Origin of the sequence: Pseudomonas sp. G(2018) (assembly GCF_005502415.1) — a bacterium.
Classification (GTDB): domain Bacteria; phylum Pseudomonadota; class Gammaproteobacteria; order Pseudomonadales; family Pseudomonadaceae; genus Aquipseudomonas.
Genome location: NZ_SCOO01000064.1, coordinates 1 through 14,886, shown reverse-complemented (window position 1 = coordinate 14,886; position 14,886 = coordinate 1). Strand labels below are relative to the sequence as shown.

General features: G+C 55.1%; 11 protein-coding genes and 6 pseudogenes. 12 read left to right on the top strand and 5 right to left on the bottom strand.

Annotated elements, in window-relative coordinates; translation table 11 throughout:
• A pseudogene (locus FFS64_RS31520) lies at positions 1-255 on the top strand (patatin-like phospholipase family protein); the annotation flags it as partial.
• Between the two features lie 128 nt (positions 256-383).
• On the opposite strand, the gene FFS64_RS30370 reads toward FFS64_RS31520, so the two are convergent.
• The 5 genes from FFS64_RS30370 to FFS64_RS30345 form a co-directional block, all read right to left on the bottom strand.
• Positions 384-1,910, bottom strand: coding sequence for an IS66-like element ISPpu19 family transposase (locus FFS64_RS30370; protein WP_137808355.1), 1,527 nt, complete (start codon positions 1,908-1,910; stop codon positions 384-386).
• Positions 1,911-1,971: 61 nt separating this feature from the next.
• Entirely contained in the window at positions 1,972-2,307 is a 336-nt protein-coding gene (gene tnpB / locus FFS64_RS31965) for an IS66 family insertion sequence element accessory protein TnpB (protein WP_011600736.1), read from the bottom strand.
• A complete protein-coding gene (locus FFS64_RS30360) occupies positions 2,304-2,627 on the bottom strand; it encodes a transposase (protein ID WP_011600737.1) in 324 nt (107 codons plus the stop codon). Before FFS64_RS30360 ends, tnpB (FFS64_RS31965) begins: the two co-directional genes overlap by 4 nt.
• 399 nt (positions 2,628-3,026) lie before the next feature.
• Positions 3,027-5,384: a heavy metal translocating P-type ATPase gene (locus FFS64_RS30350; protein WP_137808353.1), complete on the bottom strand. Its 2,358-nt coding sequence runs from the start codon at positions 5,382-5,384 to the stop codon at positions 3,027-3,029.
• Positions 5,326-5,541, bottom strand: a complete 216-nt coding sequence (locus FFS64_RS30345) for a DUF2933 domain-containing protein (protein WP_305955759.1) — start codon at positions 5,539-5,541, stop codon at positions 5,326-5,328. The genes FFS64_RS30350 and FFS64_RS30345 overlap by 59 nt, the downstream gene beginning before the upstream one ends.
• Positions 5,542-5,765: 224 nt before the next feature.
• Between FFS64_RS30345 and FFS64_RS30340 the strand changes: the two are divergent.
• The 11 genes and pseudogenes from FFS64_RS30340 to FFS64_RS30280 form a co-directional block, all read left to right on the top strand.
• A pseudogene (locus FFS64_RS30340) lies at positions 5,766-6,406 on the top strand (Na+/H+ antiporter NhaA); the annotation flags it as partial.
• A gap of 348 nt (positions 6,407-6,754) precedes the next feature.
• Positions 6,755-7,072 (top strand): transposase, encoded by a 318-nt coding sequence (locus FFS64_RS30330; protein WP_137808351.1) that lies wholly within the window; start codon positions 6,755-6,757, stop codon positions 7,070-7,072.
• Positions 7,069-7,404: an IS66 family insertion sequence element accessory protein TnpB gene (gene tnpB / locus FFS64_RS31960; RefSeq protein WP_137808350.1), complete on the top strand. Its 336-nt coding sequence runs from the start codon at positions 7,069-7,071 to the stop codon at positions 7,402-7,404. Before FFS64_RS30330 ends, tnpB (FFS64_RS31960) begins: the two co-directional genes overlap by 4 nt.
• A 61-nt stretch (positions 7,405-7,465) precedes the next feature.
• A pseudogene (locus FFS64_RS30320) lies at positions 7,466-8,419 on the top strand (IS66 family transposase); the annotation flags it as partial.
• A 109-nt stretch (positions 8,420-8,528) separates the two neighbouring features.
• Positions 8,529-9,752, top strand: a complete 1,224-nt coding sequence (locus FFS64_RS30315; protein WP_137808349.1) for a tyrosine-type recombinase/integrase — start codon at positions 8,529-8,531, stop codon at positions 9,750-9,752.
• Entirely contained in the window at positions 9,749-10,693 is a 945-nt protein-coding gene (locus FFS64_RS32345) for a tyrosine-type recombinase/integrase (protein WP_137808348.1), read from the top strand. Before FFS64_RS30315 ends, FFS64_RS32345 begins: the two co-directional genes overlap by 4 nt.
• Positions 10,686-11,684: pseudogene (locus FFS64_RS31955) on the top strand (tyrosine-type recombinase/integrase). The gene FFS64_RS32345 and the pseudogene FFS64_RS31955 overlap by 8 nt, the downstream one beginning before the upstream one ends.
• Positions 11,685-11,802: 118 nt before the next feature.
• Positions 11,803-12,171: pseudogene (locus FFS64_RS30300) on the top strand (transposase); the annotation flags it as partial.
• A gap of 576 nt (positions 12,172-12,747) precedes the next feature.
• Positions 12,748-13,851: a reverse transcriptase domain-containing protein gene (locus FFS64_RS30290; protein WP_238347454.1), complete on the top strand. Its 1,104-nt coding sequence runs from the start codon at positions 12,748-12,750 to the stop codon at positions 13,849-13,851.
• Positions 13,773-13,964 (top strand): group II intron maturase-specific domain-containing protein, encoded by a 192-nt coding sequence (locus FFS64_RS32050; RefSeq protein ID WP_137808354.1) that lies wholly within the window; start codon positions 13,773-13,775, stop codon positions 13,962-13,964. The genes FFS64_RS30290 and FFS64_RS32050 overlap by 79 nt, the downstream gene beginning before the upstream one ends.
• A pseudogene (locus tag FFS64_RS30280) lies at positions 13,961-14,864 on the top strand (IS5 family transposase). Before FFS64_RS32050 ends, FFS64_RS30280 begins: the two are co-directional and overlap by 4 nt.
• Positions 14,865-14,886: the final 22 nt, after the last annotated feature.

Genomic DNA, 14,886 nt, shown 5'->3' with positions numbered 1-14,886 from the left:
TTACACAGCATAAACCTGATGAGCATGCGACAGTTGGTACGTGATATAGAACTTTTCTCTTCACGTGCCAATATTCATGTAGTGGCTCCACTGTGCCCACTAGGTGTTTCTGTATTTGACTTCAATCAAACAGAGCTTCTGCTTCAGAGGGCTTACGCACAGACTATAAGCTGGCTAGAGGCCGGAGGTTTAGAGTCATCTGGTGTGCCGGATTCACTTCAGGCGCATACTCACGCTGAGATGCATTTGTTCTGATTACTTTAACTAATGGTACGCGAGCGGCGAAGCTACTCTGCGTTATTACGTCGGCTGCCTCTTATGTGGCAACAACTCGTCTACTCGACTGATTTTTTGTATGCGTCCGGGCATCACGTCTTGCGTGATTAAACCGGCTGCCACTTATGCGGAAGCAACTGCTCAATTTCACTCGCCCGCTGCGTCGGCAGGCGCGTGAGAACATCCTTTAGATAGGCGTACGGATCATGGCCATTCAGCCGTGCTGACTGGATCAAACTCATGATCGCCGCAGCCCGTTTTCCGCTGCGTAGTGACCCGGCGAAGAGCCAGTTCTTGCGTCCAAGAGCCCATGGCCGGATCTGGTTCTCCGCCCAATTATTATCAATGGGAACCGCCCCGTCATCGAGGTAGCGCGACAGCGCTGCCCAGCGTTTGAGGCTGTAATCGAGTGCTCTGCTTATAGCCGACCCTTCGGGCACAACATCACGCTGCGCGATCATCCAGGCATGCAACCTATCCATCACCGGTACGGCTTTTTCTTGCCGTATTCGGCGCCTTAAATTCGGCTCCAGGTCGCGCACTTCGCTCTCGACTTCGTACAACAGCTGGATGTAGCGCAGGGCCTGCTCGGCGATCTGGCTCTTGTTGGTTGCGTGCAACTCGAAGAACTTGCGCCGGGCATGGGCCATGCAGCCGATCTCGGTCACGCCGAGTTCGAAGCTGGCCTTGTAACCGCCAAAATCATCGCAGACCAACTTGCCTTTCCAGCCTTGCAGGAAGTTACGAGCATGCTCGCCGGCGCGGCTGGGGCTGAAGTCGTAGACAACAGCGGCTGTCTCGCAGAACTGGCTGGTGGCGTACGCCCAAACATAAGATCGGTGAGTTTTTTTCGAGCCTGGAGCAAGCATTTGCACGGGTGTTTCATCCGCGTGCATGACCTGTTGCCCGATCACTACGTCCCGCAAGGCATCGACCAAGGGCTGCAACTGCACGCCTGTAATGCCAACCCACTGAGCCAGCGTGGAGCGTGGAATCGCCAAGCCGGCACGACCAAAAATCGATTCCTGACGGTAAAGCGGAAGATGGTCAGCGAACTTCGCAATCATGACGTGAGCAAGTAACCCGGCCGTCGGGATGCCCTTGTCGATGACCTGCGCCGGCACCGGCGCCTGGATCAGCGTTTCGCAGTCATCGCAAACCCACTTGCCACGAACATGGCGCTCAACGGTAAACACACCCGGCGTGTAGTCCAGCTTTTCACTGACATCTTCACCGATGCGCTTCAGTGCGCAGCCGCATGGGCAGTGAGTGTTGTCCGGCTCGTGATGGATCAACGTGCGTGGGAACTCTGCCGGGAATGCCGTGCGCTTGGGCTTTTGCTTTTCCTCGGTCGCTGCTGGTGCTATTTGCAACGCCTGAAGCTCGGCCTCAATCGCCGCGATATCAGTATCGATTAGGTCATCAAGCAGGCTGGCCTGATCAGGACTCATCTGCTCGCTGCGCTTGGCAAACTTCAAACGCTTGAGCTGTGCGATCTCGTGGGTCAGCTTCTCGATCACCGTTTGATCGCGGTTGATCTTCTTGCCCATGGTCTCGACTTGCGACAGCAATTGCGCAGCGAATGCACGCAGTTGGTCGGGAGTCATTTGATCGAGATTAGGCGAGGAAGTCATGCCTTGGATTTTACCAAAGCAGACCGTCTGCGACAGCAAACCAAGATGCTAATTACAGTTTCTAAAGCACCGTGATTGCACCGCCAGCGCCAACCCGTTGCCAAGGCAGGCCAAGCAACAGGGCCTGAAGTTGCTCTGTATCCAACTGCAATTCACTGCCTTGCCGAACACCTGGCCAATGGAATTTACCTTGGTTCAAGCGACGTGCCGCCAGCCAGACGCCAATCCCATCGTGTACCAGCACTTTGACCCGAGTCGCACGGCGATTGGTAAACAGATAGGCGCAGTGCGGCTTCGCCGCACCGAACACCGCGATCACTCTGGCCAGCGCCGTTTCAGTTCCGGCGCGCATGTCCATGGGCTCGGTGGCAAGCCAGATGGCGTCGATGCGGATCATCGCAAAAGGTCTCGAAGGAATGCGGCACAGGCAGCAGCATTATCGGTTGGCCAGTTCACTTTGACGGTGCCGCGCGGGTGCAGAATCTCAATGCTGATATTCGCTGAGGATCCGTGGGCTGTTTCGTGTATAGGCAACGGGATGAATGCAGGTTGGAGCGCCGTGCTTTTCTGCGCTTGCACCCGAATCCATTTGTGGACGAGGTTCGCGTTGAGGCTATGGCTAAGGGCAACGCTGGCAATCGAAGCGCCGGGTTGGACACACTCTTGAATGACCCGGGCCTTGAAGGATTTGGAATACGAACGGCGTGTCGGCTGCATGAAATACCCGCTTAAAAGGCTAGAACTGGTGTCCACTTAAATTTAAGTGCACACCATGTCCTGGCTTTGCGGGGCCGGGTAGATGACTTGGCCGGACGCATACGATTTTTTGCGTTTGCAGCAACGTGAGGATGCCTTCAGATAGGCTTACGGATCATGTCCGTTGAAACTACCGACGGGATCAGCATCATCAGGGCCGCCATTAACACAGTATAATTGCAGACCGTACATAGTGACGTCCAATTGCCAGTGACCGGATATGATTGTCGAGTAGTCGGACACGGTCACGTCTGCCCGCCATCCTCTTTCGGATCAGTGCTTGATTGGCTTAAACAATTAACGCTTACACAACAGCAAGGTTAAGAGTTATCTATTTTTGGCTACGAGCATCGATGAAGCTCAATCTATTCGGGTATTCCTCAGTCTCAATGCATTGAAAACTACAGATGCAGAACTGATGCTCATGGCTATGGCGGCGATCATTGGCGACAGGAGATGTCCCGTCAGTGGGTAGAGCAGACCTGCGGCGAGGGGAATACCCATCGAGTTGTAAAGAAAGGCGAAACCCAAGTTTTGCCGCATGTTTTTTACTGTTGCAACTGAAAGTGCCCGTGCTCGTAGAATTCCCATCAGGTCGCCTTTTACCAGCGTGAGTTGCGCGCTATTCATCGCAACGTCAGTCCCTGTCCCCATGGCGATGCCCACATCTGCTCGCGCCAGGGCCGGTGCGTCGTTGATTCCGTCGCCAGCCATGGCAACCTTCCGGCCGTATTGCTGGAGGTCAGCGACCAAGCGTTCCTTGTCCTGAGGTTTTACTTCACCATGAACCTCTTCAATACCCATTACCCTGGCGACAGCTCGAGCGGTGGTGAGCCCATCTCCAGTAGCCATGATGATTTTAATGTCATCAGCCTTGAGCTTGGTGACTGCTTCTTTGGAGGTCGGTTTTATCGGGTCTGACACCGCCAGTAACCCTGCCAATACCCCGTCAACAGCGAGATAGATAATGCTGATGCCTTCAAGGCGTAACAACTCTGCACGGTCTTGTAAGGCCTTGGTACTCACGCCGGCGGCTCCCATCAACGCGGTATTGCCTAGCTGAATCTTCTTGCCATCAACCAGGCCACTGACCCCAATACCTGAACCAGAGTCAAAGGATTCAGGCTTGGTGAGCGCAATGTTCTCGGTTCGGGCGTGATCGACGATGGCATGAGCCAGGGGATGTTCGCTGCCTTGATCAAGGCTGGCTGCTAGTTGAAGAACATCGCTGGGGTTGAAATTAGGTGTGGCCTCCACGCTGTGAAACACCGGCCGCCCCTCTGTAAGGGTGCCTGTCTTATCGACAATCAATGTGTCGATCTTGCAAAGGTTTTCGATGGCGCTGGCATCCCTGAATAGCACCCCCATGCTGGCTGCTTTACCCGTCGAAACCATGATTGACATGGGCGTCGCAAGACCCAATGCACAGGGGCAAGCGATGATCAGCACGGCGACAGCATTAATTAGACCAAAGACCCAGCTGGGTTCCGGGCCGAAGAGCCCCCAGCCTATGAGTGTCAGTATCGCAATCGTGATAACACCCATCACAAAGTAGCCGGCAATCGAGTCGGCCATTCGTTGCATTGGTGCTTTGGAGCGTTGAGCCCGAGCGACCATTTGTACGATCTGTGAAAGTATGGTCTCGGCGCCGACCTTCTGCGCCTCCATTACCAAGCTGCCATGGGTATTGAGCGTGGCGCCGATCAAGCTATTTCCAGCTCTTTTCATTACCGGCACAGGCTCGCCAGTGAGCATGGATTCATCCACTGCACTTTCACCCTCCAGTACTGAGCCATCAACTGGCACCTTTTCACCTGGTCTGACCCGCAAATGGTCACCCAAGTGAACATGGGTGAGAGGAATGTCTTCCTCCTGGCCATCGGCGTTGATCCTGCGTGCTGTCTTGGGAGATAGGCCGAGGAGGGACTTAATGGCGGCGGAGGTTTGCGATCGGGCTTTGAGCTCAAGAATCTGCCCAAGCAAAGTAAGCGAGATGATGACCGCCGCAGCTTCGAAGTAGACGCCGATGCGTCCATTTTGCATGAAGGTGGTGGGGAAACTTTGAGGAAATAACGTTGCCACGACGCTGTAAAGATAGGCTGCGGCGGTACCCAAACCAATAAGAGTCCACATGTTTGGACTGCGATTTCCAACAGATGCTATGCCCCTTACAAAAAAAGGCCAACCTGCCCATAAGGTCACCGGTGTCGCCAACGCTAGCTCGATCCAGTTCTGGATCGAACCATGGAAGAGTTGTAACGAGTGTCCCGCCATAGCGAGCACGGTCACTATCACGGTTAGTGGCATCGACCACCAAAAACGGCGGGTGAACTCCCGGAGCTCGGGGTTTTCATCTTCATCGAGTGCGGGCATGACCGGTTCTAATGTCATGCCACATTTAGGGCAATTACCGGGACCGGGCTGGCGTATTTCCGGGTGCATAGGACAGGTGAACTCAGTGGCCGCTTGTACCGCAGGCTCTGGAGCGGTGACGTTCGGTTCTGCTATCGGATGAGTACCACTGTAGCGCTCAGGATCTGCTCTAAACTTATCTTGGCATTTCAGGCTACAAAATTGATAAGTCTGTCCGTTATAGAGCTCGCCATACTTGAATGGGGGTGTAACAGCCATGCCGCACACCGGGTCACGCAGATCACCGTCATTGGGTGAGGTAGCATGGGCGTGACGGTGGTCGTGGTTGCTCGGTGTGGCTGGCATGGCTATTCCCCTTTTTCGTCCTTGTTGGTTGCTGCCTGATCGCCATGACCAAAAAATGCTTTAATGGACAGATAAGCAGAATCAGACAGGGCAAATACGGACAAACGTGGTTGAAGTGCTCTCGAATCACGTATAAGACACCGATCACAATGAGCATAATCGGTACAACGTCTGCTTTACTGCTCCAAAATTGGGGGAGCGGCCTCCAGCCGGATGCTGAGGGTTATTAATAGTCTAAACACCCACGGTGTAAGCGAGCAGCAATGATCTCTGCGACAGAGAGTAGCCAACTCTTGCGTCGGCGTGGTGTTAGCGATCAGCTCAGGCTTACTTCAGGTCAAACTGACCAACCAGCTCTGTTTGGTAATGACCTGATACTACATGCCGATGTTGCTGGCCTCGCTCGCGACCCTGGTCATTCTGATCGCACTGAATCGACTGGGTGTAAGACGGCTGTTCCCCTATCTCCTGGTCGGGGGCGTGTTGTCGTTCTTCTTTCTACATCGGGCGTGCATGCAACGCTGGCAGGTGTCACCGTGGCGCTGTGCATCCCCATGGGCAGGCCAGAAGAAGCGCGGTCTCCGCTGCTGTTACTCAAAGAAAAGCTGCACATGTGGGTAGCGTTCGCAGTGGTTCCGATTTTTGGCTTCGCCAACGCGGGCGCTTCATTGACCGGTATTTCCATGGAGAACCTGGTCGATCCGGTTCCACTGGGCGTAGCTCTGGAGCTGTTGGTGGGCAAGCAGGTCGGTATTTTCCTACTGGCTGCTCTGGCCATTCGTCTGGGGCTGGCCAAGTTGGCGGAAGGGAGCACCTGGACGCAGCTCTATGTCGCAGCGTTGTTGGGCGGCATTGGTTTCACCATGAACCTGTTCATTGGCAACCAGGCATTCGCCGGATCAGCTCATTTGATTGATGAAGTCAAAGTCGGGGTATTGATCGGTTCGATCCTGGCTGCGATTGGTGGTGTTATAGTTCTACGCCGCAGCAGCACCCTCGTAGGGGCCGTCGTAGTCAGGTAATATCTCTTGGATTGACCATCGTATTTCTTAAATCGGAGAGATACGGTGGTTTGAGAAAGGGGCTGTCAAAATGAATGCATACCAGCGCCAGCGCCACCGACGCATCGTCTTCTGGTGTGGCTCATTCCCCGTATTAGTAGGTTTTACTATTCTAATGCTTGCCTTGATTCTGGCTGACCAAGTAGCCCCGCTAAATCTTCAAGACTTCGATGGCGTTGAGTTGAGTCAGCAAGTGAGACACGCCCCAAAATTGTAAGGGGCCGGTGAACACACCTTCCGAGCCCGGCCGATAAGGGCGATTGTGTCCGCATATTAAGCGACGCAATTACCCTTAACGTCAGGATCGCCATGCGCCAACGTAAGTCCTACCCGAAAGCCTTCAAAACCCAAGTCGTCCAAGAGTGCGAACAGCCCGGTGTCTCCGTGGCGGCTATTGCGATGAGGCACGGCATCAACGCCAATGTCGTTCGCCGGTGGATACCGCTTTATCGTGACCAGCAGGCAGTCGCGCTGCCAGCTTTCATTCCTCTGAAAGTAGAACCAAAACGAAAGACCGAAGCGTTGGCGATCATTGAATTACTGCTCGGCCAGCAAACGCTCACGGTGACGTGGCCAACTTCCGATCCCGAAGGGTGCGCCCGATTCATCCGTGGACTCGCCCAATGATCCGCATCGACTCCATCTGGCTCGCCACCGAGCCGATGGACATGCGCGCAGGCACCGAGACCGCGTTAGCCAGAGTGATCGCGGTGTTCGGTGCGGCGAAGCCGCACTGTGCTTATCTGTTCGCCAACCGCCGAGCCACGCGCATGAAAGTTCTGGTGCATGACGGCTTCGGGGTCTGGTTGGCGGCTCGCCGATTGAATCAAGGTAAATTTCACTGGCCAGGCATTCGACAAGGCTCTGAACTCGAGTTGGATGCCGAGCAACTTCAGGCCCTGGTGCTGGGCCTGCCATGGCAACGCGCGGGCTCCGGCGGCGCGATCACACTGCTTTAACGGCTGCCATTAGCCTATCGGTCTATCGCCGCGAACTGCCTGCTCTGGCAAAATTCGGGGCATGACTCCTTCGCCCAATCTTGACCAAATGTCCCCTGACCAACTGCGTGTCCTGGCAGCGCAGTTGCTGTCGCAAGTCGACACCATGGGTAAGAAGATCCACCGCGACCAAACGGTGATCGAGAAACTGAGCCACGAGATTGCACAGCTCAAGCGTTTGAAGTTTGCCAAGTGTAGCGAGCAGTTGAATCCGGCCCAGGCCAGCTTGCTCGATGACCTGATCGATACCGATATCGCGGCGATTGAGGCTGAGCTTCAGGCATTGCAAACAGCTCCACCTGCGACCGAGAAAAAGCAAAAGCCTAAGCGCACGGCGTTGCCGCCGGAGTTCCCACGCACGCTGATCCATCACGAACCGGACAACACTCATTGCCCATGTGGCTGTGCACTCAAGCGTATCGGTGAAGACGTCAGCGAAAAACTGGACTACACGCTTGGCGTTTTTACGGTCGAGCGCCATGTCCGAGGTAAATGGGTCTGTGATGACTGCGAAACACTGATCCAGGCGCCGGTTCCGGCGCAGGTCATCGATAAGGGCATCCCGACTGCCGGGCTACTTGCCCACGTCATGATCGCCAAGTTTGCCGACCATCTGCCGCTTTACCGCCAAGAGTCGATTTTTGGTCGAGCTGGCTTGGCAATTCCACGTTCCACCTTGGCCCAATGGGTTGGCGCGACTGGCGTTCAGTTGCAGCCTCTGGTCGATGCGCTGCGCGACGTGGTACTCGGGCAGCAGGTCATCCACGCCGACGAAACACCGGTACAAATGCTCGCTCCGGGCTCGAAGAAAACTCACCGTTCTTATGTCTGGGCCTACGCCACCAGCCAGTTCTGCGAAACAGCCACTGTCGTTTACGACTTCAGCCCCAGCCGCGCCGGTGAGCATGCTCGCAACTTCCTGCAAGACTGGAAGGGCAAGCTGGTCTGTGATGATTTCGCTGGTTATGTTGCGGCCTGAGTTATGTGATCCCGACCGGGCGAATAGGCAGTTTCTCTGTTGTCGATAGGCGATTGACGCAACATAAATTGCAGCGCCTTGGTAGACCTCACCTGGAGTGTCAGCCATGTTCGAGAATATCTATTCTTCAAACGCTGCCTGTAAACGCCATCGTGCCGGATCGCTGGCCGCTGAACGCGAGCGATACCTACAACACTGTGCTGAGCAGGGCTGTACGCATGCCTCCCTTTACTTGAAGGCGTGCTGCTTGCTTTGGATTGCCGAGCGGGTGCAGCCAAGCGACATCAATGCAATCAATTCGTCACGGCTGCACCAGATCATTCACGAAGGGCCATTGCCGGCCAATTCTCCTGCAACTGCTACGACGTTGATAAACACCGCAAGACCTTGGTTTAAGTTCCTGGGCTGGTGGCAAGAGCCAACGGAGACGATTCCATTCGAGGAGAATCTTGAGCTTTTCGTCTCGTGGATGCGGGATGAACGCGGCTTGACACCATGTACCATTAGTCAATGGCGCAGTCGAGCGGCAACCTTTTTGCGCTGGTGCTTCAACACAGGCCGCAGATTTTCGACGCTTAGGCCCGAGGATATTGATGCCTACTTCATCACCTACGGTGCGCAACGGTGGTCGCGAATTTCGGCAGGGCACGTCGCAACAATGTTGCGGGTATTCCTGCGCTACGCGGCAACGCAGGGAGCATGCAGCAGTGCATTGGCCGACTCGATCCACGCCCCGCGACATTACGCCCTAGAGTCACTTCCCTATGCACTGAGCTGGGAGGATGTTCAGCGAGTACTCGCAACTACAAATTCAAGCTCTGAACGCGATGTGCGCGATCGAGCCATCCTGATGCTTTTTGCCGTCTACGGTTTACGCCGGGGAGAAGTTGCCGCACTCCGGTTGGATCAGATCGACTGGGCTGCTGGCCAATTGCGTATTTGGCGATTGAAGCGCCGTCAGCCACAGGTTTACCCATTGGCGTTCACAGTGGCTGAGGCATTAGCGCAATATGTCGACACAGTGCGTCCGAAGGTACTGCACCCTGAGATATTCATCCGAACTCGGGCGCCGCGAATCCCCATCTCCGCTGCTGGTTTATACAACATCGTCAGCGGCAGATTGCGTCTGCTCAACATACAAGCTGCACATTTGGGGCCGCGTGCGCTTCGACATGCATGCGCGGCCAGGCTGCTCGCCAATGGGCTGAGCCTCAAGGAGATTGGCGACCACCTTGGCCACCGCAGTACATCGGCGACAATGACGTACACCAAGGTTGATCTGGTCTCGTTACGTGAAGTCGGTGACTTCGACCTGGGAGACCTGCTATGAGAACCTTGGACGTAGTCAATGCCTACGTGGCTGTCCGTCGTGCCCAAGGCGTGGGCCTGAATAGCAGTGTCAGAGTGCTGCGTCAGTTTGCACGTGAGACTGGAAACCTGCCGCTCCCCGAAGTTACTCCAGAGGCAGTAGCCGTATTTCTGCACGGGCACGGTGAGCTGAGCGCTACGTGGAAGACGAAGCGAGGATTACTTGTTAGTTTTTATCGCTTCGCAATCGCACGTGGCCACACAACGATCTCGCCCCTGCCGGAACGACCACCACAACTTCCACCGGCACAGACTCCCTATGTCTATGCCACCACAGAAATACAGCACCTGTTAGATGCCACCGTCATACTGAGTACCTCGCTCAGTCGCCTTCAAGCTGCGACATACAGAACCCTCTTGCTGATCCTTTACGGTGCCGGGTTGCGCGTCGGAGAGGCAATCAGACTAAACCTCTGTGACGTCGACCTCGAGCAGCGAATCATCACCGTTCGTGACACAAAGTTTTATAAGACAAGACTGGTGCCGATTGGGCCCAGACTGGCATCGAAACTGCGAGTCTATCTACGACAACGTTGCGCGCTAGCACTTCCACTAGGCCAAGACTCTACCCTGCTGTGCACTCGTACTGGCCATCGCCTGAACTACCAATACGTCATAACTCTGTTCCAACGCGTTCGTTTGGCTGCCGGTATTGCTCGCCCGACTGGCGAACTACGGCCTCCGCGCCTCCATGATCTGCGGCATACAGCCGCCGTTCATCGTGTACTGGGATGGTATCGCGCCGGTAAGGACGTACAGCGGCTATTGCCGCAATTGGCAACGTATCTGGGGCATGTCGACATAAGGTCGACCCAGCGCTATCTGCGTATGACTCCCGAACTGTTGCACGAAGCGAGTCGCCGATTTGCCATTTATTCAGGCCAGGAGATTGATCATGAATGACCGAAATCTCCTCGGGGCATGGGTACGTCGCTTCTTGTTGGAGTATCTGGTCGCCGAGCGTAACCTTTCCCACAACACTCAGATCAGTTACCGCGACACGCTGACGCTCCTGCTTCCATTTGTCAGTCGAAGAGCCTCGGTGGCAATCGACCATTTGTCGGTGCTCGACATATCGTCCGCCATCGTGCGTGCATTCCTTGTACACGTCGAACACGAGCGCGGTTGTGGCATCGTCACGCGCAACCAGCGGCTCTGCGCGATTCATTCATTAGGGCGTTTCATTGCTATGCGATCGCCAGAGCATTTGGCGTGGTGCACAGAGATCCGTTCTATCCCGTTCAAAAAAACTACCCAGGCAGTCATCAACTACCTCGACAAACCAGAAGTAGAAGCTCTGCTCCGGGCACCTAATCGGGCTACGAGCCAGGGTGCACGGGACTATGCGATTTTGCTTTTCCTATATAACACCGGCGCCCGCGCTGACGAAGCTGCCTGCCTCAGCGTTGGTAATTTGCAACTTGGGACTTCACCCTCCGTGCGCATTCTGGGTAAGTGAAACAAATGGCGCGTATGCCCCCTGTGGCCAGTAACAGCTACCGCGCTGCGGGCACTCATCGTCGAACGCAGAACAGAGGATCGCGTATTCATAGGTCGTGCCGGGAATCCTATGACTCGATTCGGCATACATCGCGTTGTGTCGGTGTATGGACGAGCAGCCGGCAAGCGGGTTGATTCCATGCAAGGCAAGCGCATCAGCCCGCACACTATTCGACACACGACTGCCGTTCACCTGTTAAGAGCCGGGGTCGATATCAATACAATTCGGGCTTGGCTCGGGCATGTCTCCCTAGACACGACCCACATCTACGCGGAAGTCGATCTCGAAATGAAGGCCAAGGCTCTTGCATGTTTGGACGTCACAAATGTGCCTGAGGCTGTGCGCCTGCGACCGAATTCAGCGTCTCTCATGGCGTTCATGCGAGGGTTGTAGCATGAATTTATGTGCCACTTTTTGCGCCGACCTCCCGATTGGAGGCGGCGCCTTTTACCATCACAACATAACTCCCGCCGCAACATAACCCGCGTTATGAGTTGCAAAACATAATGGCGGCTACAAGGCCAGCTTTGAACTCGGCGTCACCGAGATCGGCTGCATGGCCCATGCGCGGCGCAAGTTCTTCGAACTACACGCCACCAACAAGAGCACGCTCGCCGAGCAAGCCCTGCGCTACATTCAGTTGCTGTACGAAGTCGAGAGTGAAGTCCGCGGCCTGGAACCGGAGTTACGCCGTCGAATACGGCAAGAAAAAGCCGTGCCGGTGATGGATATGCTGCATACCTGGATGATCGCCCAGCGCGATCTAGTGCCCGAAGGTTCGGCTATCAGTAGAGCGCTGGATTACAGCCTGAAACGCTGGGCAGCGCTGTCGCGCTACCTTGATGACGGGGCCGTACCCATTGATAACAACTGGTGCGAGGTGCGACACGAAGTCGCTTAATGAAGTTGTTCCCCTCTGCGGGAACCACCCGTGTCACCGGGTGAATCTAGAAGGCTGAATCAAGAGCGCCTTCGACAACGGAACGAGGCACCGCAAGGTGCGGGGTATCAATCGTGAGAGGCGTACCCTTCTGGCAGCCATAGCCGGACAAGGGCTAGATAGTCGGTATGGTGAACGCATGTGAATCTGCGCAACGATCGTTAAGTTGAGCGAGCGGAAATGGCTTACACGCTCGAACCAAAACGGTAATGGAGGTGGGAATTGCGTCTTTCGACTGCGCACTCGTGACCCACATGCCTCCCGGTCGATAGCAGGCACCTAACCCGACGCACTTCAGTAGGCGGAACGTGGAAATCCCGTATCGCTCCCGTCAGGGAAAGCCGTTTGTAAAAACTCTCATGGCGGTGCGGGCGAAGGAACGAGGAAAAAGCGAACGCCATCCTGTAATGGGTTGGATAGAAGTTGAAACATCACTTCACGCGAAAGCGGGCAGACGTCCTCATGGTCTCTCCTCACAAGAGAGTATGTAGAACCCTTTCAACGGAAGGAGAGCAAATGAACGCAGCAGCATTGGCGTGTGCACCATCCGGCACGTCGTGGGACGGCATCGATTGGATCGCCGCACAACGTCGTGTCAGAGGGCTGCAAGCGCGTATTGTGAAGGCTGTACAAGACGGCAGGCATAACAAAGCGAGAGCCTTGCAATGGCAGCTGACTCACTCGTTTAGCGGCAAAGCTTTAGCCGTGAAACGAGTGTCTGAAAACAAAGGCAAAAATACCCCCGGTGTGGACAAGGTCACTTGGAATACACCGAGAGCCAAGCTCGGTGCGATAGCGTCATTGAAGCGACGAGGCTACTCGCCGCTTCCGCTTCGGAGAGTCCTCATTCCGAAGAAAAATGGCAAGACTAGACCTCTCGGAATTCCCGCGATGAAATGCCGAGCCATGCAGGCGCTTCATTTGCTGGCTCTGGAACCAATAGCGGAAACCACCGCCGATCCGAACTCTTATGGATTCAGGCCGGAACGTTCAACTGCGGATGCCGCCGCACAGTGCTTTGGTGTGCTGTCACGAAAAGCAAACGCGGAGTGGGTGTTAGAGGGCGACATTCAAGGCTGTTTCGACAATATCAGCCATGACTGGTTGATCGCCAACATCCCCATGGATAAGGCGATTTTGCAGAAATGGCTCCGGGCTGGTTATGTCTACCAAAAGCAGCTATTCCCCAGCCATGCCAGAACCCCGCAGGGAGGCATCCTCTTGCCGTTGCTGTCGAACATCCTGTTCAACGAACTCGACTGCGAGCTGGAGCGTCGGGGCCATCGCTTTGTGCGTTATTCCAATGATGTGATCATTTATGTGCACAGTCATCGTGCTGGAGAGCGCGTGATGGCAGGCGTCGAGCGGTTCCTGAGGCAGCGATTGAAACTGACGCTGAACCGGGAAAAGAGCCGCGTGGCACGACCTTGGGTCTGCGGCTATCTGGGTTATGGGATGAGCTGGCATCAACAGCCGAGTCTGAGAGTGGCGACTATGAGTCTGGGTCGCTTTCGTGACCGGCTCAGAGACCTGCTGCGTCGATTACGGGGCTGCAAGATGGCGACTGTCATCGAGCGAATAAACCTGTACTGCGTGGTTGGGCAGGCTATTTCAAGCTAAGTCAGAGCAAGCGGCCACTTGGGGAGCTGGACGGCTGGGTGCGTCACAAACTTCGCTGTGTCAAGCCTAATGCGCGGGCAAACGTAAGCAGGCGCGCCGCTAGCGTTTCCTGATTGAAATGGATCAGATCGTGCCCTGGAAAGGCCTGATTGCGTTGATCGAACCGCATTATCTGAAGGGTGAAGGCGGTCGTCCGGCGTATCCGTTGATGCTCATGTTGCAGGCATCATCTGATGCAAAGCTGGTTCGGCTACAGCGACCCGGCGAGGGAAGAGGCCCTCTATGAAACCGCGATTCTGCGCCAGTTTGCCCAGCTTCATTTGGATCGGATTCCGGATGAAACCGAGATCTTCAACTTCCGCCGATTGTTGGAAAAGCATGAACTGGCCAACATGATTTTGCAGGTCATCAACGGCTCTTTGGGCGACCGCGGTTTGCTGCTACGCCAAAGTACTGTAGTCGATGCGACGATCATTCATGCGCCAAGTTCGACCAAGAACAAGGACGGCAAACGCGTCCCCTAAATGCATCAGACGAATGAAAAATGTATTTCTTCGGGTTGAAAGTGCACATCGGTGTCGAGGCCGAATCCGACTTGGTACATAACCTGGTGGGTACGGCGGCGAATGTGGCGCACGTTACACAGGTCAATCAGTTGTAGCACGGCGAGGAAACTTACGTCTCTGGCGATGCCAGTTACACCGGCGTAGAGAGGCGTGTGGAGCATCAACATCGCTAGATGAACTGGTCGATTGCAGCGCGGCCCAGCAGCTATAAGACGCGTGAAAAAGGAACCTAACAGGTCGTATGCGACGCAAAATCGAATACGCGAAAGCTCAAGTCCAGGCCAAGGTGCGCATCCATTCCTGGTGATCAAGCGCCAGTTTTGTTATACGAAAGTCCGCTTCCGAGGCTTGGTTAAAAATACCCCGCAGCAGACCACACTGCTTTCCTTGTCGAGCCTGTGGATGATGCGAAAACGGCTGTTGAATGCAGGCGAGGCGTGCCTGTGACGCGGACAATGAGCCCTGAAAA

Coding starts and splice junctions, on each gene's coding strand:
- FFS64_RS30370 (WP_137808355.1), bottom strand. CDS start 1,910: ATGACTTCCTCGCCTAATCTCGATCAAATGACTCCCGACCAACTGCGT.
- tnpB (WP_011600736.1), bottom strand. CDS start 2,307: ATGATCCGCATCGACGCCATCTGGCTTGCCACCGAGCCCATGGACATG.
- FFS64_RS30360 (WP_011600737.1), bottom strand. CDS start 2,627: ATGCAGCCGACACGCCGTTCGTATTCCAAATCCTTCAAGGCCCGGGTC.
- FFS64_RS30350 (WP_137808353.1), bottom strand. CDS start 5,384: ATGCCAGCCACACCGAGCAACCACGACCACCGTCACGCCCATGCTACC.
- FFS64_RS30345 (WP_305955759.1), bottom strand. CDS start 5,541: ATGCTCATTGTGATCGGTGTCTTATACGTGATTCGAGAGCACTTCAAC.
- FFS64_RS30330 (WP_137808351.1), top strand. CDS start 6,755: ATGCGCCAACGTAAGTCCTACCCGAAAGCCTTCAAAACCCAAGTCGTC.
- tnpB (WP_137808350.1), top strand. CDS start 7,069: ATGATCCGCATCGACTCCATCTGGCTCGCCACCGAGCCGATGGACATG.
- FFS64_RS30315 (WP_137808349.1), top strand. CDS start 8,529: ATGTTCGAGAATATCTATTCTTCAAACGCTGCCTGTAAACGCCATCGT.
- FFS64_RS32345 (WP_137808348.1), top strand. CDS start 9,749: ATGAGAACCTTGGACGTAGTCAATGCCTACGTGGCTGTCCGTCGTGCC.
- FFS64_RS30290 (WP_238347454.1), top strand. CDS start 12,748: ATGAACGCAGCAGCATTGGCGTGTGCACCATCCGGCACGTCGTGGGAC.